This is a genomic window from Streptomyces sp. BK239 (genome assembly GCF_004217285.1).
Taxonomy (GTDB): Bacteria; Actinomycetota; Actinomycetes; order Streptomycetales; family Streptomycetaceae; genus Streptomyces.
On record NZ_SHKS01000001.1, the window covers coordinates 660,760 to 679,785 of the forward strand.

Consider the following 19,026-nt stretch of genomic DNA (forward strand, 5'->3'; position numbering starts at 1 on the left):
GCCTTCCAATCCGTGTTTCGTGTGAAGGGCGTCGGCGCTTACTTGAGCTGGTCGGCGGTGTAGTAGCCGCCCTTGACCAGGACCTCCTCGTAGTTGGCCTTGTCGACGCTCACGGGCTGGAGCAGGTAGGCCGGGACGACCTTGTTGCCGTTGTCGTAGGTCTTGGTGTCGTTGACCTCGGGCTTCTTGCCGTTGAGGGACGCGTCGACCATGTTCGCGGCGACCTTGGCGAGCTGGCGCAGGTCCTTGTAGACGGTCTGCGTCTGCTGGCCGGAGATGATCGACTTCACCGAGGCGAGCTCGGCGTCCTGGCCGGTGAGGACCGGCAGCGGCTTGGCGGCGCTGCCGTAGCCGTCGGACTTCAGGGCGGACAGGATGCCGATGGAGATGCCGTCGTACGGCGAGAGGACGGCGTCGACCTTCCCGCTCGTGTAGGACTTGGAGAGGATGTCGTCCATGCGGCGCTGGGCGGTGGCGCCGTCCCAGCGCAGGGTGGTGACCTGGGTGATCTTCGTCTGGCCGGACTTGACGACGAGCTTCTTGCTGTCGATGTACGGCTGGAGCACGCTCATCGCGCCGTTGAAGAAGTACTTGGTGTTGTTGTCGTCGTTGGAGCCGGCGAACAGCTCGATGTTGAAGGGGCCCTTGCCCGACTTCAGGCCGAGCTTGTCGGCGATGTAGTTGGCCTGGAGCTGGCCGACCTTCTCGTTGTCGAACGACGCGTAGTAGTCGACGTTCGGGCTGTTGAGGATCAGGCGGTCGTAGGAGATGACCGGGATCTTCGCGTCCTTGGCCTGCTGGAGCACGTTGTCCAGGGACTTGTTGTCGATCGCCGCGACGATCAGCGCCTTGACGCCCTGGGCGATCAGGTTCTCGATCTGGGAGACCTGCTGCTCGGGCTTGTCCTCGCCGTAGACCAGCTTGGTCTTGTAGCCCTTGGCCTCGAGCTCCTTGACGACGTTCTTGCCGTCGGAGATCCACCGCTCGGAGGACTTGGTCGGCATCGCGATGCCGATGGTCGCGCCCTTGGTGTCGCCCGCCTTCTCCTCGCTGCCGCCTTCGCTGTTCTGGCCGCAGGCGGACAGGGTGAGGGCGAGGGACGCGGCTCCGGCTATGGCGGTGAGTGCGGCTCTGCGGTTACGCATGGTCATCATCCTTGATGTGGTGAGGGTGGTTCCCGGCCCCGCGAGTTGGAGGGCCCGAAGGCGGTGCCGGAAGGGCCGAGAAAACGCGCGTGTGGGATTCTGTTCGGCTGCGTCTGCTTGTGTGAAGCGTTTGTGTGCTGTGTGTCCGGAACGTTATGCGGGCGTTTCGAACCGCTTCAGCTCGCCGGGCAGTCGCGACCCCAGCGGAGCCATGTCCTCGCCGGCTCCGTGGCGTGCGAGCAGGTCCAGCGCGAGCCGGCCGCGCCGCACCCGCTCCTTGGCGGTGGACAGCGTCAGTTCCCGCAGGTGGTGCCCGTAGGGGTAGATGCCCGGGGTCTTGGAGAGACCGAACTTGAGGTAGAGCGGCGCCCCGCGCCGGATCAGCTCGGCGACCTCGTACATCCGGACATACCCGCCCAAGTCGTCCGGCGCCTCGATGTACATGTCCATCGGGGCGCCCGACACCCGCCGGATCTCGGTGAGGTGATCGAGCGTCAGATCGCTGGGCACGTTGACCGAGTCGGCGCCCAGCTGCTCGTACACCGCGTACGCGGCCGGGTTGACGGGGCCGATCAGCGCGGACACCTTGAGCGTGGTGTCCGCCGGGATGATCCCGGCCTGACGCGCCCGGTGCAGCGTCCACAGCACGCCCTCGTCGGCGACGAGCAGGCACTTGACGCCCAACTCCGTGGCCCGCACCGCGTCTTCGACGCAGCCGGCCACGGCGTCGTGGCCTCTGGCTCTCAGTCCCGCGCCGCGCGAGTCGGTCCGGGTGGAGCCGCCGATGTCCCAGGTGCCGCGCGGACCGGTGAACAGGCAGAGCTCGATGTCGCGTTCGGCGGTCGCCTCGACCATCTCGGTGATCTCGGCGTCGGACAGCATCCACACGCCGCTGCCCTGGCTGATGCGGTGGATGGGCACGTCGAGCCGCGAGGCTTCCTTCAGGACGACGGCCAGCGCTTCGGGACCCTCGCACGAGGGGATCTCGGTGCGCCAGCGGCCGCCGCCCGGGAACGTGTGCGGTGAGGCGTCGGCGGGATCGAGGGCGGGCGCGCCCAGACCGAGCGCGGTGAGCGCCGGCTCGCCGGGTCGGCGGGCCGCCGTGGCGGAAGCGTCGGTGGTCACAAGGCTGTCCTTTGTGTTCGATATGTCGGACGAGGTTCGCGGCTCAAGGCGGAAAAGGGTGGTGGGGTACGCCGGTACGGAGGCCGTCAGGTGCCTTCGTACCGGCGTACGGCTGGGGGTGGCCTACGGCCGGAGCAGCACCTTGCCCACCTTCGGATCGCCGGAGCCCACCAGCTCGATCGCCTCGGGGAACTCCGTGAGCGGCAGCTCGTGCGTGACCAGCGGCAGCGGGTCCAGCAGTCCGGCCCCGAACACCCGGACGGTGTGGGACCAGGCGTCCGGCGGCGCCCCGAAGACGGTGTGCACCTCCAGCTGCCGCACGACCAGGTCCGTCGGGTCGAGTCCCTCGGCGCCCGGCGCCGGGATGCCCGTCAGGACCAGCCGGCCGCCGCGCCGGAGCAGCGAGGCGGCGGTGCGCGCGGCGGACGCGGACCCGGCCGTCTCGATCACCACGTCGAAGTCGTCGGGCAGCGCCTCGTCCCGGGTGCGGAAGCCGGTCGCCCCGAACTGCCGGGAGAGCTCCTCCCGGTCCCGCCGGGTGCCGACCACCAGCAGCTCGCCCGGCGAGCCCGCCTTGAGGAACTGGACGGCGAACATGCCCAGCGTCCCGGTGCCGACGACGGCGACCTTCTCGCCCGGCACCGCGTGCGCCTTGAGGGCGGCGGCCGCGATGCAGGCGGCCGGCTCCAGCAGGGCGGCGGCGCTCAGGTCGGCGTCGTCGGGCAGGACGTGCAGCAGCCGGGCCGGCAGGGTGAGGGTGGCGGCCATGGCCCCGGGCTGGGTGAACCCGGTCTCCTCGTAGCCGTCCGTGCACAGCGTCGTCTCGCCCGCGTGACAGCGGTCGCAGACCTGGCAGTTGCGGAAGCCCTCGCCCACGACCTTCCGGCCGACGAGTGAGGCGGGCACTCCCGCGCCCACCGCCTGGACCGTCCCCGACCACTCGTGGCCGGGGGTGAGCGGGTAACGGACGTAGCCCTCGGGCCGGTTGCCCTGGAACACCTCGCGGTCGCTGCCGCAGATGCCGACGGCGTGGACCCGCACGAGCGCCTCGCCCGGCTCCGGCTCGCGCGGCGTGTGCGCGACGAGCCGGTGCTCGCCCGGCGCCTCGACGACGACGGCGGTGGTCACTTCCCGGAGCCCTTCGGCTTGCGCTGCTCCCAGCCCTCGGCCCACAGGTCGAAGCGGGCCTGCTGCTGCGGGAACTCGGCGGCCGCGTCCACGTCCAGCTCGACGCCGAGCCCCGGCGCGTCGGAGAGGTGGAAGTAGCCGTCGACCACCTCGGGGGCGCCCTTGACGACCTTCTTGATCTCCGCGTCCGCGAAGTCGTTGAAGTGTTCGAGGATCTTGAAGTTGGGCGAGGTGAAGCCGACCTGGAGGGAGGCGGCGGTCAGCACCGGCCCGCCCACGTTGTGCGGGGCGACGAGCACGTAGTGCGTCTCGGCGGTCGCCGCGAGCTTGCGGGTCTCCCAGATGCCGCCGATGTGGCCGACGTCCGGCTGGATGATGTCGACGGCCTGGCTCTCGAAGAGCTCGCGGAACTCGATCCGGTCGTGGATGCGCTCACCGGTGGCGACGGGGACGTCCACCTTGGCGGCGACCTTCTCCAGCGCCTTCAGGTTCTCCGGCGGACAGGGCTCCTCCAGCCAGGCCGGCTTGTAGGGGGCGAGCTCCTTGGCCAGGCGGACGGCGGTGGCGGGGGAGAAGCGGCCGTGCATCTCCAGCATCAGCTCGGCGTCCGGGCCGATCGCGTCCCGCACGGCCTCGATCAGGGAGACGGCGTACAGGGTGTTCTCGTGGTCCAGCTCGTAGTGGCCGGTACCGAAGGGGTCGATCTTGAGCGCCTTATAACCGCGCTCCATGACCCCCTGGGCCGCCTTGTGGTACGCCTCCGGGGTGCGCTCGGTGGTGTACCAGCCGTTGGCGTACGCCTTGACCTTGTCGGTGACCTTGCCGCCGAGCAGCTGCCAGACGGGGACGCCGAGGGCCTTGCCCTTGATGTCCCAGCAGGCCATCTCTACGACGGCGATGCCGGACATCACGATCTCACCCGCGCGGCCGTAGTCGCCGTACTTCATCCGGCGCACGAGGTCCTCGACAGCGAACGGGTCGGAGCCGAGAATGTGGTTGGCCTCGGCCTCCTTCAGATAGCCGATCAGCGCGTCGGTGTGGCCCAGCATGCGAGTCTCACCGACACCGGTGATGCCCTCGTCGGTGTGCACCTGGACGTAGGTCAGGTTGCGCCAGGGCGTCCCGACCACGTGTGTGCTGATTCCGGTGATGCGCACGGAAGTTGCCCCTCAGCTGTTCGAGATTTCGTCACACGTTCGAAATGCTGGCGTGACAGTAAGGACGGCGTGAGGGGAGTGTCAATGGGTCGAACAGATAACGGTTTCGACAGTTTCGGGTGATCTTTCGACCGTGGGAGATCGTTTTCCGGCTCGGGGGCGCCCTTGAGGACGTTGGTTTCCCACACAACTTTCACAGGGGGACCTAGGAACGCCACACCCCGGGAACCTAGTCTTCCCGCGTCATGGACTACTGCCACCCGTGCCGACGGCACCTCAACGGCGCCCTCGCCTGCCCGGGGTGCGGCGCACCAGCTGAACCGCAGGGCGCTTACGCGCCGGAGGCGTACGGGCGGGAGACGTACCCCCCGGACGCCTACCAGCCGGACCCGTACGGGCCGCAGCCGTACGAGCGGGAGTCGTACGAACGGCAGCCCTACGAGCCGCAGCCGTACGAGCGGCAGTCGCCCGCCCCCGAGCCCGGCGGCGTCGAGGCCGCGGAGGCGGCTGAAGCGGTGGTCGAGGACTCTGCGCCGGCCGAAGACGTCCCCGCGCAGGGGCGTGCCGCCCGCCGGCGGGAGCAGGGCCGGGGCGGTCGGGTCCGGGACGCGGGCCGCGGGTCGGCGTCGGCCGACGAGAGCGACGCGAGTCGTCGCGACCGCAAAGCCGCCGTCCATCGAAGACGTCGTCGCCGGACCGTGCTGATCGCCGCCGGCTTCGTCCTCGCGGCCGGCGGGCTGAGCCTCGCCGAGCTCGGCGCCGACGGGCCCGGCTCGCCCGAGCCGAACCCCGCGGCCGCCGACGGGGAGTCCTCGCCGCTCGAAGACGACTCGTCCACCCCCGCCGCCACGGCCGACGCCGACGCCCGTGAGGCCGCCGCCCCCGCCGCCTCACCCCGCCCGTCGGCCTCCTCCTCGGCCTCCCCGGCCTCGGCGTCGCCCTCGCCCAGCGCGTCGGACACCGAGTCGCCGACCCGCGAGGCCTCTACGGCGTCCTCCGCCTCCAGCGCGTCCTCCGCGCCCGCGCGGGACCCCCGGACGGTTCCGACGCGCACCGCCGGCGCCACGCCGACGACATCCCAGCCGGCCCCGCAGCCGTCGCCTTCGGAAACGTGCAACCGTTTCCTGTGGTGGTGCACCTGAGGCCGCCCGCCCGGCCGGACGTCACTGGTCCAGCATGCGGCGCAGCAGACGCCGTAGCAGCTCCCGTTCGTCGTCCGCCAGGCCCGCCAGGGGCTCGCTGGCGAAGCGGAGCGACTCGCGCAGTTCCCGGGCCACCTGATGGCCCTCCTTCGTCACCGCCGCCAGTTTCACGCGGCGGTCGGACGGGTCGGGGCGGCGCTCCACCAGGCCCCTGGTCTCCAGCCGGTCCACGATGCCGGTCACGTTGGACGGCTCGCACTTCAGCCGGTTCGCCAGCTTCCGCATGGGCAGCGGCTCCAGACAGAGCAGGCCGAGCAGCCTCGCCTGCGCGCCGGTGAGCGAGTGCAGGGCCGCGGCGTCCTCGTAATCCGCGTGGTAGCGGGTCACCACCTCGCCGATGAGCTCGACGACCTCCACGGTGGGATCGTCGGGACGGCGGGTCTGCTGGGGTGTGGACATGAGATCCAGGGTACCCGCTTATTTGACATCCTGAAATATTCAGGAGCATGGTTGTTTCAGGTAGTGAAATGAACGAGATCGGCACGTAAGGAAGGCTCCATGTCCGAGACCCCCACGCTTCCCGCCACCGGCCGCGAGTGGCGTCTGCTCAGCCGCCCCGTCGGCTGGCCGAAGCCCGAGGACTTCGAGCTGGCCGAGGCGGAGATCCGCCGGCCCGGCCCCGGCGAGGTGCTCGTCCGCAACGAGTACCTCTCCGTCGACCCCTACATGCGCGGCCGCATGAGCGCCGCCAAGTCCTACGTCGCTCCCTTCGAGCTGGGCAAGGCCATGCAGGGCGGCGCCGTGGGCGAGGTCATCGCCTCCGAGGCCGAGGGCGTCGCCGTCGGCGACCACGTCCTGCACTTCGGCGGATGGCGCGAGTACGCCACCTTCGACGCCAAGCAGGCGGTGAAGGTCGACCCCGACGCCGCGCCCCTGTCGACGTACCTCGGCGTCCTCGGCATGACCGGTCTCACCGCCTACGCGGGCCTGCTGCGCACCGCCTCCTTCAAGGAGGGCGACTCGGTGTTCGTGTCCGGCGCGGCCGGCGCCGTCGGCAGCCAGGTCGGGCAGATCGCCAAGCTCAAGGGCGCCTCCCGGGTCATCGGCTCGGCTGGCTCCGACGAGAAGGTCAAGCTGCTCGTGGAGGAGTACGGATTCGACGCCGCCTTCAACTACAAGAACGGCCCCGTGGCCGAGCAGCTCCAGCAGGCCGCCCCCGACGGCGTCGACGTCTACTTCGACAACGTCGGCGGCGACCACCTGGAGGCCGCGATCGGCGCGCTCAACGAGCACGGCCGCATCGCGATCTGCGGCATGATCTCCGTCTACAACAACACCGAGCCCGTGCCCGGCCCGAGGAACCTCACCCGCCTCATCCAGACCCGCGGCAACATCCAGGGCTTCCTGGTCGCCGACCACTACGACCTCCAGCCGCAGTTCGTCCAGGAGGTCGGCGCCTGGGTCCGCTCCGGCGAGCTGAAGTACCGCGAGACGGTCGTCGAGGGCATCGAGAACAACCTCGAGGCGTTCCTCGGCGTCCTGCGCGGCGACAACACCGGCAAGATGATCGTGAAGCTCTGAGCGGCACACCCGCGTACGGCGAAGGCCGCGTCCCCGACACGGGGCGCGGCCTTCGCCGTACGCGGACAGCCCGTGCCTCAGCCGGCCGCCAGCGCCGCCCCGTGCACCGCCGCCGCCAGCCGGGCGTTCTCCGGGGCCGCCCCGCCGGGGAAGGCGAACCGGCGGCGGGTGTAGCCGTAGGCCAGCCCGCTGCGCGGGTCCGCGAACGCCTGTGAGCCGGCCGCCCCGCTGTGCCCGAAGGCCCCCGCGCCGAGGAACGGGTACCAGGTGTCCGCGGTCGCCTGGAACCCCAGACCGAACGACTTGTGCGCCCGCGACACCAGGTCATAGCCCACCGAGTGGAACTGCGCGAACTCCGCCGCCGTGTCCTCCTTCAGCAGCGGCGCCTTCCCGCCGACCTCGCTGATCGCCGCCGCGTACATCCCGGCCAGCCCCCGCGCCGACGCCACCCCGCCCACCGAGGCCGGACCCTTGGCACGCACCAGCGGGTCGTTCGGCAGCAGTTCGAGATCGGTCGGCTCGGCGGCGTGGCGGTTGAAGGCGATGGCCGACAGCGAGTGCGGCCCGCCGGCCAGCCGGTCGAGCAGGGCCCGCTGCTCCGGCGTCGGCGCCATCGGCTGCGTGCTGCGGAAGCGCGCCTCGTGCCGCGCCGGCAGCCCTAGGAAGAAGTCCAGCCCGTAGGGGGCGCGCACCCGCTCCTCGTACACGTCCTGCAGCGTGCGGCCCGTCGCACGCCGCACGACCTCGCCGACGAGCGCGCCGATGACCAGCCCGTGGTAGCCGAAGGCGGTCCCCGGACGCCAGAACGGCCGCTGGTCGGCGAGCCGTTCGGCGAGCTGCCGGTCGTCGGCCAGCTCCTGCCGGGTGAACCCGGTGTCCGTGCCGACCACGCCCGCCCGGTGGGCGAGCAGCTCACGCAGGGTCAGCGCGCCCTTGCCCTCACTGCCGAACTCCGGCCAGTAGTAGGTGACCTTGCGGTCCAGCTCCAGGGTGCCGTCCTGCACGAGGAGCGCGGCCACCAGATGCGCCGCGCCCTTCGTCGACGAGAACACGCCGTAGAGGGAGTCCACACCCGCCCCGTCCCCGGTCCACAGGTCGACGACCCGGCGGCCGTGCACGTACGCGCACAACTGGCCCTCGTAACCCGGCCGCTCCTGCGCGACGAACGCGGCGAACTCCTCCCGCGCCGCCTCGAAACCGTCCGCGACGGTGCCGTGGATCTCCTGCGTCATCCGTGCTCCTCAACCAGACCGCTGCTTGCGTGTTCCATCGTGATCAAAGCCTGCCCGACCTGGGGGTACTCGCGTGCTTCGTGGATCGGTACGGCGAGGTCTACCCGATCGACTCAACTGTGTGACACGGGGCTCGGTGTCTCCTGTGCCCCGGATGGCCTACACAGCCCCTCGATCACGCCCGAGGCTGATGTGAGCACGACCGATAGAGTGCGGCCATGCGAGAACTCGGGGCCGGATTCAAGTACCTCATGGAGGGCCAGCGATGGGTGGCCCGGCACGGCAGGCAGTACGGGTTCGCTCTGGTGCCGGGACTGATCACACTCGTCCTCTACGTGGGTGCGCTGGTGGCCCTCGCGGTGTGGGGCGACGACTTCACGGCCTGGGCGACGCCCTTCGCCGACGACTGGTCGAGCCCCTGGCAGGGCCTGTTCCGCGGCTTCCTCACCGCCGTGCTGTTCGCCCTCGGACTGCTGCTGTCCGTCCTGACCTTCACGGCGGTCACGCTGCTCATCGGGGAGCCCTTCTACGAGAGCCTCTCCGAGCGCGTCGACCGTGACGTCTCACCCGACGGCACCGCCCCCTCCTCCGGCCTGCCGCTCTGGCGCGAACTGTGGATCTCCGCCCGCGACAGCCTGCGCATCCTGGTCCGGGCGCTGCTGTGGGCGGTGCTGCTGTTCGCCCTAGGCTTCATCCCCTTCCTCGGGCAGACGGTCGTCCCGGTGATCGGCTTCTTCGTCACCGGCTTCTTCCTCACCGAGCAGCTCACCGCCGTCGCCCTCCAGCGCAGGAACGTCGACCTGCGCGCCCGCCTCGCCCTGCTCCGCTCGCGCAAGCCCCTGGTGTGGGGCTTCGGCACCCCGCTGGGCCTGGCCTTCCTGGTGCCGTTCGTGGCGGTTCTCCTGATGCCGGGCGCGGTCGCGGGCGCGACCCTCATGGCGCGGGACCTGCTGGGCGAGGAGAGCGCGGACGGCGAGGACCGCGAGGAGACGGACACCGCGCCCCAGCCCCTGTGAGGGCCCCAGCCCCTTACGAAGGGTTCGTACGAAACCCGGGTGGGTAGATCGAGGCGGGATCGCGGGAGCACCGCGACGACCGGCGTCGGACGCGGCACTCCTCGCCCGAGAACGGCCCCGGTCCGGGACCTGACCCCTGGACCGGGGTTCGCGCGTCTTCGCGGGCCTATCGCGCCGAGAAGCCGTACACCGTCTCCGAGCGGTACACCTCGCCCGGGCGCAGGACGGTGCTCGGGAAGTCCGGGCGGTGCGGGGAGTCGGGAAAGTGCTGGGTCTCCAGGGCGATGCCCGCACCGGGGGCGAAGGGCTCGCCGAGGTGGTCCGCGGTGTACACCTGGATGCCCGGCTCGGTCGTCGACACCGTCATCACCCGTCCGGACGCCGGGTCGTGCAGCTCGGCGACCTCCACCGGAGTGTCCGTGACGCCCTTGTCGAGCACGAAGTTGTGGTCGTAGCCGTCGCCCACCTTGCGGGACGCGCGGAAGTCGAAGCGGGTGCCCTCGACCTCCGCCGGCGCGCCCTCGGGGATCAGGTCCGCGTCGACCGGGGTGTACCGGGAGGCGGCCAGCCGCAGTTCGTGCCCGCCCGCGGGCCCTGATCCGGCGAGGTTGAAGTAGCTGTGGTTGGTCAGGTTCACCACCGTCGGCGCGTCCGTGACCGCCTCGTAGGCGATCCGCAGGGCGCCCGACGCGTCGAGGGCGTACGTCGCCGACACCTCCAGGCGGCCCGGGAAGCCCTCCTCGCCGTGCGGGCTGACCCGGCTCAGCCGCACCCCGTGCTCGACCGGCTCCGCCTCCCACACTCGCTTGTCGAAGCCGTGCTCACCGCCGTGCAGGGAGTTCGGGGCGTTGTTCGGCGCGAGGGCGTACGTCCGCCCGTCCAGGGGGAAGCCGGCGTGCGCGATCCGGTTCGCGTACCGGCCGACCAGGGCGCCCAGATAGGGCTCCGGATGCGCGAGGTACCCGTCCAGGGCGGCGAACCCCAGCACCACGTCCGCCGTCCGCCCCTCCCGGTCCGGGACCTCCGCCGACTGCACGATCCCGCCGTACGTCAGGACCCGCACCCGCACGCCCGCGCGCTCCAGGGTCCAGCGATGCACCGGTGTGCCGTCGGAAAGTGTTCCGAAGTGTTCGCTCATGAGCGAGACCTTAAGTCACGCGGTCGCGCCGGTGACCTTCCGGTAGGCGATCTCGGCGAGGCGCGCCTGGCCGTTCACGCTCGGGTGGAACCAGTCCCAGTGGCTCAACTGGTCGGTGCCGAAGCGGTAGTCGTACACCGCGCCCCCGTCGAAGCGGCACCGCGGGTCCTTCGCGCAGACCTCCCCGAGCACCGTGTTGTAGTCCTCCACCCGCTTGTGCACCGTGTCCCGCCGCAGCGTCGCCGCCGCGTCCAGCGCGTCCGCGTCGCCCAGCATCGACGGGCAGATCCCCAGCTTCCACACCTGCTTGCCCAGCGCGCTGGTCCGGCCCTGCGACCACAGCCGCTTCAGGTCCGGCACGCTCGCCACGTACACCTGCGTCTTCGGCGCGGCACGGCGCAGCGTGCGCATCGCGTCCTCGAACGCGGCGCGGAAGTCGGCCACCGGCGTCATCGCCGCCGCCGTCGCCCGGCAGGCGTCGTTCGCCCCCACCATCACCGTCACCAACTGCGGCTTGTCCGCCGCCGCCCGCGCCATCTGCGCGGGCAGGTCCGCCATCCGCGCCCCGGTCACCGCGTGGTTCCAGCTGTGCGTCGCCGCCTTGCGCGCGCCCAGCAGACGGACCGCCAGACTGTTCACCTCCGCGTTGCCGCCCGTCGCCCACGACACCTCCGGGCAGTCCGTCAGGATCGCGCAGGCGTCGAACCCCCGGGTGATGGAGTCGCCCACCGCGGCGATCGACGCGGGGCTGCGGTCCCACGCGAAGGACGGTGTCGGCGCCGGCTTGCTCTGCCGCGCGCCGGGCGCCTCGGGGCCGCCCCCGCCCAGGGCGTCGCAGCCGGCCAGGCACAGCACGGCCGCCGTGGTGACCGCGAGCACCGCCCGCCCGCGCCGGATTCCCTTCCGCATCCCCGGTGACCCCCTCGCTCCTCGTCCGGCTTCCGTGCGACGCGCCGCACCCGGTCCCTCTCCCATGACAACGTCCGGGAGTTCCCGACGGCGACCGGAAGCGACCGATCGCACCCGCACAGGCGTCCTGCCGGGTGAATGGCACACGTTTAACGACATCGGGACCGACGGTACGTCACACTCCTTGCGCCGCCGCACGGTAGCCTCGCCCTCAACGCGGCTGCCCCGCCGCCGCCACGCCAGCCTGCAAGACTGTCCCGCTCTGCCCGGAGGTCCCGGTGACGACACGTGGAGTTCTGTACGTGCACTCCGCGCCGCGCGCGATGTGCCCGCACGTCGAGTGGGCCGTCGCCGGGGTGCTCGGCACGCGCGTCAACCTCGACTGGATCCGGCAGCCCGCCGCGCCCGGCACCTGGCGCTCGGAGTTCTCCTGGCAGGGCCAGGCCGGCACCGCCTCCAAGCTGGCGTCCGCGCTGCGCGGCTGGCACCTGCTGCGCTTCGAGGTCACCGCCGAGCCCTGCGCCGGCGCCGAGGGCGAGCGCTACAGCTGCACCCCAGACCTGGGCATCTTCCACGCCGTCACCGGCATCCACGGCGACATCCTGATCCCGGAGGACCGCCTGCGCGCGGCCCTGCTGCGCAGCCGGCGCGAGGAGAGCGACCTGGAGGCCGAGGTGGCCAAGCTGCTCGGCAAGCCGTGGGACGACGAACTGGAACCGTTCAGATACGCGGGCGAGGGAGCCCCGGTGCGCTGGCTGCACCAGGTCGTGTAACCGGCCCACGAGACGCCGAGACGCCGAGTGGCCCGAACCCCACCCCGGGGTTCGGGCCACTCGACGTCTGGAGGACTTCTCAGATCGTCCGGAACGCCAGCACCACGTTGTGCCCGCCGAACCCGAACGAGTCGTTGAGCGCCGCGATACGGCCCTCGACGGGCAGCTTGCGCGCCTCGCCCCGAACGACGTCCGCGTTGGCCTCCGCCTCCGGGTCGAGGTTCTCCACGTTGATGGTCGGCGGAGCGATGCGGTGGTACAGCGCGAGGACCGTCGCCACCGACTCCACACCGCCCGCGCCGCCCAGCAGGTGACCGGTCATCGACTTGGTCGCCGAGACGGCCATGTGGTCGGTGTCGTCGCCGAAGACCTTGCGCAGCGCCTTCAGTTCGGCGATGTCACCGGCCGGGGTCGACGTCGCGTGCGCGTTGACGTGCACGATCTCCGCCGGGTTCAGGTCGGTGCGCTCCAGCAGGTTCTGCAGGGCGTGCGAGATGCCCCGCCCCTCCGGCTCGGGCTGCACGATGTCGTGGGCGTCGGCGGAGATGCCCTGGCCGACGGCCTCGGCGTACACCCGAGCGCCGCGCTTGGCGGCGTGCTCGGCCGACTCCAGGACGATCACACCGGCGCCCTCGCCCAGGACGAAGCCGTCGCGGGCGACGTCGTAGGGACGCGACGCGCCCTGCGGGTCGTCGTTGTTCTTGGACATCGCCATCATGTTGCCGAACGCGGCGATCGGCAGCGGGTGGATCGCCGCTTCCGTGCCGCCCGCGACGACGACGTCGGCGCGACCGGTGCGGATCATCTCGATGGCGTAGCCGATGGCCTCGGCGCCCGACGCGCAGGCGGAGACCGGGGTGTGCACGCCCGCGCGGGCGCCCACGAGCAGACCGACGTTGGCGGACGGGCTGTTCGGCATCAGCATGGGCACGGTGTGCGGCGAGACCCGGCGTACGCCCTTGTCCCGCAGCACGTCGTACTGGTCCAGCAGGGTCGTGACGCCGCCGATGCCGGAGGCGATGACCGCGCCCAGCCGGTCGGGGTCGACCGAGGCGCCCTCGGTGGACTCACCGGCCTTGCCTGCGAAACCGGCGTCCTTCCATGCCTCCTGAGCCGCGATCAGCGCGAACTGCGCCGAGCGGTCCAGCTTGCGGGCCTGGGGCCGCGGGATGACCTCGGTGGGCTCCACGGCGACCGGGGCCGCGATACGGACGGCCTGGTCGGCCGCCCACTCCTGCTCCAGGGGCTTGACGCCGGACTTGCCGGCGACCAGGCCCTCCCAGGTAGAGGCTGCGTCGCCACCCAGCGGTGTGGTTGCGCCGATACCGGTGACGACCACGGTGCGATTGGTCGGGCTCACGGATTCCTTCTCCAACGTTTGCGAGGATTCAGCGGCGCCACCGCCGGGTGGCGGGGCGGGCCGGAGCGTCCGGCCCAAGCAGTGGCTCAGGCCTGGTGCTTGAGGATGTAGTCGGTCGCGTCGCCGACGGTCTTGAGGTTCTTGACGTCCTCGTCCGGGATCTTGACGTCGAAGCGCTCTTCGGCGGCGACGACGACCTCGACCATGGACAGGGAGTCGACGTCAAGGTCGTCGGTGAAGGACTTGTCCAGCTGGACGTCCTCAACCGGGATCCCGGCGATCTCGTTCACGATCTCCGCGAGACCGGCGACGATCTCTTCCTGAGTGGCGGCCATGTCGGCGCTCCTTCGTTGGTGTTCTTCAGGGTGTGGCGCCCGCCGCGGTAGCGGCAGGTGGTGCGTTTCCCGTACCGGACCGCATGATCCGGCACGGAGTGCCTAGGGGAGGGTAACGACCGTCGCGGCGTAGACGAGACCCGCCCCGAATCCGATGACGAGCGCGGTGTCGCCGCTCTTCGCCTCGCCGGTCGCCAGGAGCCGCTCCATCGCGAGCGGGATCGAGGCGGCCGAGGTGTTGCCGGTGGTGCGCACGTCACGGGCGACCGTGACGGACTCCGGGAGCTTCAGGGTCTTCACCATCGAGTCGATGATCCGCTCGTTGGCCTGGTGCGGGATGAAGACGTCCAGCTCGTCGGAGCCGATGCCGGCCGCCTCCAGCGCCTGCTGGGCGACCTTCGCCATCTCGAAGACGGCCCAGCGGAACACCGCCTGGCCCTCCTGCGTGATGGCGGGGAACTTGGCGACCTCGCCGGTGCGGTAGTCCGTCCACGGCACGGTCTGCTTGATGGTCTCCGACTTGTCGCCCTCGGAGCCCCAGACCGTCGGGCCGATCGCCGGCTCCTGCGAGGGGCCGACCACGACCGCGCCAGCGCCGTCGCCGAACAGGAAGGCGGTGGCCCGGTCCTCCAGGTCGGTCAGGTCGGACAGCCGCTCCACGCCGATGACGAGGACGTACTCCGCGGAGCCCTCGACGACCATGCCCTTGGCGAGGGTCAGGCCGTAGCCGAAGCCGGCGCAGCCCGCCGAGATGTCGAACGCGGCGGCCTTGGCGGTGCCCAGCTTGTCGGCGATCTCGGTGGCGACGGCCGGGGTCTGCTTGAAGTGCGAGACCGTCGAGACGACCACGGCGCCGATCTGCTCGGCGGTGATCCCCGCGTCGGCGACCGCCTTGCCGGCGGCCTCCACCGACATGGCGGCGACGGTCTCCTCGTCGCTCGCCCAGTGCCGGGTCTGGATGCCGGAGCGCGAGCGGATCCACTCGTCGGAGGAGTCGATCGTCTCCAGGATCACCTCGTTGGGCACCACCCGGGTGGGCCGGTAGCCCCCCACGCCGAGGATGCGCGCGTACGGGGCGCCCTTACTGGGCTTGATCTTCGCCATCAGGGCTCCTCACGCACCCGCCGCGTCGGCGGCGGGCGTCACGGTCTCGGAGATGATCTCGCGGGCCGCGTCCAGGTCGTCGGGGGTCTTCAGCGCCAGCGTCCGCACGCCGGGCAGCGCGCGCTTGGCCAGACCGACCAGGGTCCCGCCGGGGGACACCTCGACGATCGCGGTGACGCCGAGCTCCTTGAAGGTCTCCATGCACAGGTCCCAGCGGACCGGGTTGGCGACCTGGCCGACGAGCCGGTCGAGGATCTCCGCGCCGGACGCCACGGTCCGCCCGTCCTTGTTGGAGACGTAGGCGACCGTCGGGTCGGCGGGGGTGACCTCCTTGGCGGCGGTCGCGAGCGTCTCGACCGCGGGAGCCATGTGGTGCGTGTGGAAGGCGCCGGCGACCTTGAGCGCGACGACCTTGCGGACGCCCTCGGGCTTGTCCTCGTTCAGCGCGGCGAGCTGCTCCAGCGTGCCCGCGGCCACGATCTGGCCCGCGCCGTTGATGTTCGCCGGGGTCAGTCCCAGCTTCCGCAGATGCGCGACGGAGACCTCCGGGTCGCCGCCGAGCAGCGCCGACATGCCGGTCTCGGTGATCGCGGCGGCCTCGGCCATGGCCAGACCGCGCTTGCGTACGAGGGTCAGCGCGGCGGTGTCGTCGAGGACCCTGGCGAACGCGGCGGCGGTGAACTCGCCGACGCTGTGGCCCGCGACGGCGCCCGGGGTCACGGCACCGAGTGCCGTGGCGGACAGGATTCCGGCGGCGACGAGCAGCGGCTGCGCCACCGCGGTGTCGCGGATGGCGTCCGCGTCGGCCTGCGTGCCGTAGTGAACGAGGTCCAGGCCGATGGCGTCGGACCACGCGGCGACGCGGTCGGCGGCGCCGGGCAGTTCGAGCCAGGGGGTCAGGAAGCCGGGCGTCTGGGCGCCCTGGCCGGGAGCGACGAGTACGAGCACTCTCACACTCTCTCTTGAGGGCGGCCACGGCCGCCCGTGGGGACAAGGACGAAGAACGGCAGGGGGTTTTGTGGGCCCCCGACAAAAGCCTAGGTCTGGGGATCTCCATCGACCAGACGCCCCAGGATCAGTGCGATGCGCAAGGTGAACGCCGAGCGTACATCCGAAGGGGACCAGCCGGTGACGTCAGTCACACGTCGAAGCCGGTAGCGCACGGTGTTGGGATGGACGAACAGCATCCGGGCCGCACCCTCCAGACTGGACGCCTGTTCGAGGTAGACGGAGAGCGTCTCCAGCAGCGCGGACCCCGCCTCCTCCAGCGGTCTGTAGATCTCCTCCACCAACTGCTCGCGGGCTCCGGGGTCGCCCGCTATCGCCCGCTCCGGCAGCAGATCGTCGGCCAGGACCGGACGCGGGGCGTCCTGCCAGGCGGAACACGCCTTCAGTCCCGCCGCGGCGGCCTGCGCGGACCGGGTCGCGGCCAGCAGGTCGGGCACCACGGGCCCGGCCACCACGGGGCCCGCCGCGTACGGGCCGATCAACGACCTGGCCACGGCCAGCGGATTGTCGCTGCCGCCCGCGATGACGACGAGCCGCGAGCCGAGCACGCCGGTGAGCACCTGGAGTTTGGCGTGCCGGGCGGCCCGCCGGATCGCCTCCACCGTCAGCTCCGAGTCGCCGTCCGGGGCGGTGCCCAGCACCACGCACACGTTCTCCGGCGCGTTCCAGCCGAGCGCGGCGGCCCGGCTGACGGCCCCCTCGTCGGCCTCCCCGCTGAGCACGGCGTTGACGACGAGGGACTCCAGCCGGGCGTCCCACGCGCCGCGCGCCTCGGCCGCCTGCGCGTACACCTGGGCGGTGGCGAAGGCGATCTCACGGGCGTACACCAGGAGCGCCTCGCGCAGCACGCCCTCGTCGCCCGGAGCGGCGACCTCGTCGATCGCGGACTCCATGACCTCGATGGTGGTGCGCACCATCTCCACCGTCTGCCGGAGCGTGATCGCCCGGGTCAGCTCCCTCGGGGCGGTCCCGAAGACGTCCGTGGAGATCGCCTGCGGGGCGTCTGGGTGCCGGAACCACTCCGTGAACGCGGCGATGCCCGCCTGGGCGACGAGCCCGATCCAGGAACGGTTCTCCGGGGGCATCGCCCGGTACCACGGCAGGGTCTCGTCCATCCGCGCGATCGCCTGGGCGGCGAGACTTCCGGAGGACTTCTCCAGCCGCTTCAGGGTCGCGGTGTGCGGGTGCGCTGCCGCTCGGCGGTGGCGGGCTTCGGGTTCGGAGTGGGGTTCGGGCACGGGACAAGACTGCCTTATCGGGACGGCGGGCCGCGCCGGTGGGTTGCCGGAGGGCTTCGCCCGCCCGATAGCGTGGGTCGCGTGATGGACGTACGGCGCGCCGAGGAGCGCTACCGCGGCGGTGATCCCGAGGCCGGGATCGACACCCGGCACGCCTTCTCCTTCGGCGCCCACTACGACCCCGGCAACCTCCGCTTCGGCGCGCTGATCGCCTGCAACGAGGAGCGGCTCGCGCCCGGCGCGGGCTTCGGCGAACACCCCCACAGCCACACGGAGATCGTGACCTGGGTGGTCGAGGGCGAGCTGACCCACCGCGACTCAGAGGGCCACGAGGTGACCGTCCGCCCCGGGGACGTGCAGCGGCTCAGCGCGGCGGCCGGGGTGCGCCACACCGAGCGCAACGACGCCGAAGTCCCCCTGACCTTCGTCCAGATGTGGCTGACCCCGCTGGAGCCCGGCGGCGACCCGTCCTACGAGATCGTCCGCAGCGTCGCCGACTCCACTCCGTACGCCGTCCCGGGGGCCGGCGCGACGCTGCACGTGCGGCGGCTGACGGCCGGGGAGCGGGCGTCGGCGCCGACGGGGTCGCACGGGTACGTGCACGTCGTGCGCGGCGAAGTGAGCCTGGACGGCGAGCGGCTGGGCCCCGGCGACGCGGCCCGCGTCACGGACGCCGGCGAGGTCCGGGTGCTGGCGCTCACGCCGGCCGAGTTGCTGGTCTGGGAGATGCGCGCCGGCTGAGGGGGACTCAGCCCTTCCGGAACTCCGTCAGCAGCGCGTCCGTGAACGCCGGCCAGGCCTCGACCGCCCACGGGCCGAACGCGCGGTCCGTGAGCGCGACGGCGGCCAGCCGCGCGTCGGGGTCGATCCACAGGAACGTACCGGACTGCCCGAAGTGGCCGAACGTGCGCGGCGAGGACGAACCGCCGGTCCAGTGCGGGGACTTGGAGTCGCGGATCTCGAAGCCGAGGCCCCAGTCGTTGGGGTTCTGGTGGCCGTAGCCGGGCAGGACGCCCTTCGTGCCCGGGTACTGCACGCTCATCGCCTCGGCGACCGTGCGCGGGTCCAGCAGCCGGGGCGCCTGCACCTCGGCCGCGAAGCGCAGCAGGTCCTCCACGGTCGAGACGCCGTCCTTCGCGGGCGACCCCTCCAGCGAGGTGGACGCCATCCCCAGCGGCTCCAGCACCGCCTGCCGCAGGTACTCCCCGAAGTCGATGTCCGTGGCCTTGGCGATGTGGTCGCCGAGCTGCTCGAACCCGGCGTTGGAGTACAGCCGCCGCTCCCCGGGCGCGGCGGTCGCCCGGTGCTCGTCGAAGGCGAGCCCCGAGGTGTGCGCGAGCAGATGGCGGACGGTCGCCCCGGGCGGCCCGGCCGGCTCGTCCAGCTCGATCGCCCCCTCCTCGTACGCGACCAGCGCGGCGTAGGCGGCGAGCGGCTTGGTGACCGAGGCCAGCGGGAAACGCCGCCCGGCCGGGCCGTGCGTCCAGAGGACCGTCCCGTCGGCCCGCACGACACCCGCCGCGGCGGAGGGGACGGGCCAGTTCTCGATCAGCGCGAGGCTCTGCGACGACATGCCCCGAGCCTATGCGGCTGCCGGAGCAGCTCCAGCAGAGGGTCGGGCGTGAGGTGGACCTG

General features: G+C 71.6%; 19 protein-coding genes. 5 read left to right on the top strand and 14 right to left on the bottom strand.

Going from position 1 to position 19,026, the window contains the following annotated elements; translation table 11 throughout:
- Positions 1-38: 38 nt before the first annotated feature.
- The 4 genes from chvE to EV567_RS02855 all read right to left on the bottom strand — a co-directional run bounded on the left by chvE (position 39) and on the right by EV567_RS02855 (position 4,555).
- Positions 39-1,145 (bottom strand): multiple monosaccharide ABC transporter substrate-binding protein, encoded by a 1,107-nt coding sequence (gene chvE, locus EV567_RS02840; protein WP_130436948.1) that lies wholly within the window; start codon positions 1,143-1,145, stop codon positions 39-41.
- Positions 1,146-1,298: 153 nt separating this feature from the next.
- Positions 1,299-2,270, bottom strand: a complete 972-nt coding sequence (locus EV567_RS02845; RefSeq protein WP_130436949.1) for a hypothetical protein — start codon at positions 2,268-2,270, stop codon at positions 1,299-1,301.
- Between the two features lie 123 nt (positions 2,271-2,393).
- Entirely contained in the window at positions 2,394-3,398 is a 1,005-nt protein-coding gene (locus EV567_RS02850; RefSeq protein WP_130436950.1) for a zinc-binding dehydrogenase, read from the bottom strand.
- Positions 3,395-4,555, bottom strand: coding sequence for a mandelate racemase/muconate lactonizing enzyme family protein (locus EV567_RS02855; protein ID WP_130436951.1), 1,161 nt, complete (start codon positions 4,553-4,555; stop codon positions 3,395-3,397). The genes EV567_RS02850 and EV567_RS02855 overlap by 4 nt, the downstream gene beginning before the upstream one ends.
- A gap of 245 nt (positions 4,556-4,800) precedes the next feature.
- Between EV567_RS02855 and EV567_RS27750 the strand changes: the two genes are divergently transcribed.
- Entirely contained in the window at positions 4,801-5,697 is an 897-nt protein-coding gene (locus tag EV567_RS27750) for a hypothetical protein (RefSeq protein ID WP_165430278.1), read from the top strand.
- Positions 5,698-5,718: 21 nt separating this feature from the next.
- On the opposite strand, the gene EV567_RS02870 is transcribed toward EV567_RS27750, so the two are convergent.
- Positions 5,719-6,156 (bottom strand): MarR family winged helix-turn-helix transcriptional regulator, encoded by a 438-nt coding sequence (locus EV567_RS02870; RefSeq protein WP_130436954.1) that lies wholly within the window; start codon positions 6,154-6,156, stop codon positions 5,719-5,721.
- 99 nt (positions 6,157-6,255) lie between these two features.
- Between EV567_RS02870 and EV567_RS02875 the strand changes: the two genes are divergently transcribed.
- A complete protein-coding gene (locus tag EV567_RS02875; RefSeq protein WP_130436955.1) occupies positions 6,256-7,278 on the top strand; it encodes an NADP-dependent oxidoreductase in 1,023 nt (340 codons plus the stop codon).
- A gap of 77 nt (positions 7,279-7,355) precedes the next feature.
- On the opposite strand, the gene EV567_RS02880 is transcribed toward EV567_RS02875, so the two are convergent.
- Positions 7,356-8,510: a serine hydrolase domain-containing protein gene (locus EV567_RS02880; protein ID WP_130436956.1), complete on the bottom strand. Its 1,155-nt coding sequence runs from the start codon at positions 8,508-8,510 to the stop codon at positions 7,356-7,358.
- A gap of 218 nt (positions 8,511-8,728) precedes the next feature.
- Between EV567_RS02880 and EV567_RS02885 the strand changes: the two genes are divergently transcribed.
- Positions 8,729-9,526: an EI24 domain-containing protein gene (locus EV567_RS02885; RefSeq protein WP_130436957.1), complete on the top strand. Its 798-nt coding sequence runs from the start codon at positions 8,729-8,731 to the stop codon at positions 9,524-9,526.
- Between the two features lie 166 nt (positions 9,527-9,692).
- Here EV567_RS02885 and EV567_RS02890 read toward each other — a convergent pair whose 3' ends face one another.
- Both EV567_RS02890 and EV567_RS02895 read right to left on the bottom strand, forming a co-directional pair.
- A complete protein-coding gene (locus tag EV567_RS02890; protein ID WP_130436958.1) occupies positions 9,693-10,664 on the bottom strand; it encodes an aldose epimerase family protein in 972 nt (323 codons plus the stop codon).
- A gap of 15 nt (positions 10,665-10,679) precedes the next feature.
- Positions 10,680-11,573: an SGNH/GDSL hydrolase family protein gene (locus EV567_RS02895; protein ID WP_130436959.1), complete on the bottom strand. Its 894-nt coding sequence runs from the start codon at positions 11,571-11,573 to the stop codon at positions 10,680-10,682.
- Positions 11,574-11,851: 278 nt separating this feature from the next.
- Between EV567_RS02895 and EV567_RS02900 the strand changes: the two genes are divergently transcribed.
- A complete protein-coding gene (locus EV567_RS02900; RefSeq protein WP_130436960.1) occupies positions 11,852-12,346 on the top strand; it encodes a DUF3145 domain-containing protein in 495 nt (164 codons plus the stop codon).
- Between the two features lie 79 nt (positions 12,347-12,425).
- Here EV567_RS02900 and fabF read toward each other — a convergent pair whose 3' ends face one another.
- From fabF to EV567_RS02925, 5 genes are all read right to left on the bottom strand, one after another.
- Positions 12,426-13,706: a beta-ketoacyl-ACP synthase II gene (fabF, locus tag EV567_RS02905; protein WP_130436961.1), complete on the bottom strand. Its 1,281-nt coding sequence runs from the start codon at positions 13,704-13,706 to the stop codon at positions 12,426-12,428.
- 86 nt (positions 13,707-13,792) lie between these two features.
- Positions 13,793-14,041, bottom strand: coding sequence for an acyl carrier protein (locus tag EV567_RS02910; protein WP_030341284.1), 249 nt, complete (start codon positions 14,039-14,041; stop codon positions 13,793-13,795).
- 102 nt (positions 14,042-14,143) lie between these two features.
- Entirely contained in the window at positions 14,144-15,145 is a 1,002-nt protein-coding gene (locus EV567_RS02915; RefSeq protein ID WP_130436962.1) for a ketoacyl-ACP synthase III, read from the bottom strand.
- A gap of 9 nt (positions 15,146-15,154) precedes the next feature.
- Positions 15,155-16,093, bottom strand: a complete 939-nt coding sequence (locus EV567_RS02920) for an ACP S-malonyltransferase (protein ID WP_130436963.1) — start codon at positions 16,091-16,093, stop codon at positions 15,155-15,157.
- Positions 16,094-16,182: 89 nt separating this feature from the next.
- Positions 16,183-17,391 (bottom strand): CdaR family transcriptional regulator, encoded by a 1,209-nt coding sequence (locus EV567_RS02925; RefSeq protein ID WP_130436964.1) that lies wholly within the window; start codon positions 17,389-17,391, stop codon positions 16,183-16,185.
- Positions 17,392-17,475: 84 nt separating this feature from the next.
- On the opposite strand from EV567_RS02925, the gene EV567_RS02930 reads away from it, so the two are divergent.
- Positions 17,476-18,132, top strand: a complete 657-nt coding sequence (locus EV567_RS02930; RefSeq protein WP_130437551.1) for a pirin family protein — start codon at positions 17,476-17,478, stop codon at positions 18,130-18,132.
- A 7-nt stretch (positions 18,133-18,139) separates the two neighbouring features.
- On the opposite strand, the gene EV567_RS02935 is transcribed toward EV567_RS02930, so the two are convergent.
- Positions 18,140-18,964, bottom strand: coding sequence for a serine hydrolase (locus EV567_RS02935; RefSeq protein WP_130436965.1), 825 nt, complete (start codon positions 18,962-18,964; stop codon positions 18,140-18,142).
- Positions 18,965-19,026 lie beyond the last annotated feature (62 nt).

Bases quoted from the DNA above. Each gene is read 5' to 3' on its own strand.
- EV567_RS02870 (WP_130436954.1), bottom strand. From the start codon at position 6,156: ATGTCCACACCCCAGCAGACCCGCCGTCCCGACGATCCCACCGTGGAG.
- EV567_RS02930 (WP_130437551.1), top strand. From the start codon at position 17,476: ATGGACGTACGGCGCGCCGAGGAGCGCTACCGCGGCGGTGATCCCGAG.
- chvE (WP_130436948.1), bottom strand. From the start codon at position 1,145: ATGCGTAACCGCAGAGCCGCACTCACCGCCATAGCCGGAGCCGCGTCC.
- EV567_RS02895 (WP_130436959.1), bottom strand. From the start codon at position 11,573: ATGCGGAAGGGAATCCGGCGCGGGCGGGCGGTGCTCGCGGTCACCACG.
- EV567_RS02910 (WP_030341284.1), bottom strand. From the start codon at position 14,041: ATGGCCGCCACTCAGGAAGAGATCGTCGCCGGTCTCGCGGAGATCGTG.
- EV567_RS02875 (WP_130436955.1), top strand. From the start codon at position 6,256: ATGTCCGAGACCCCCACGCTTCCCGCCACCGGCCGCGAGTGGCGTCTG.
- EV567_RS02880 (WP_130436956.1), bottom strand. From the start codon at position 8,510: ATGACGCAGGAGATCCACGGCACCGTCGCGGACGGTTTCGAGGCGGCG.
- EV567_RS02890 (WP_130436958.1), bottom strand. From the start codon at position 10,664: ATGAGCGAACACTTCGGAACACTTTCCGACGGCACACCGGTGCATCGC.
- EV567_RS02915 (WP_130436962.1), bottom strand. From the start codon at position 15,145: ATGGCGAAGATCAAGCCCAGTAAGGGCGCCCCGTACGCGCGCATCCTC.
- EV567_RS02935 (WP_130436965.1), bottom strand. From the start codon at position 18,964: ATGTCGTCGCAGAGCCTCGCGCTGATCGAGAACTGGCCCGTCCCCTCC.
- EV567_RS27750 (WP_165430278.1), top strand. From the start codon at position 4,801: ATGGACTACTGCCACCCGTGCCGACGGCACCTCAACGGCGCCCTCGCC.
- EV567_RS02885 (WP_130436957.1), top strand. From the start codon at position 8,729: ATGCGAGAACTCGGGGCCGGATTCAAGTACCTCATGGAGGGCCAGCGA.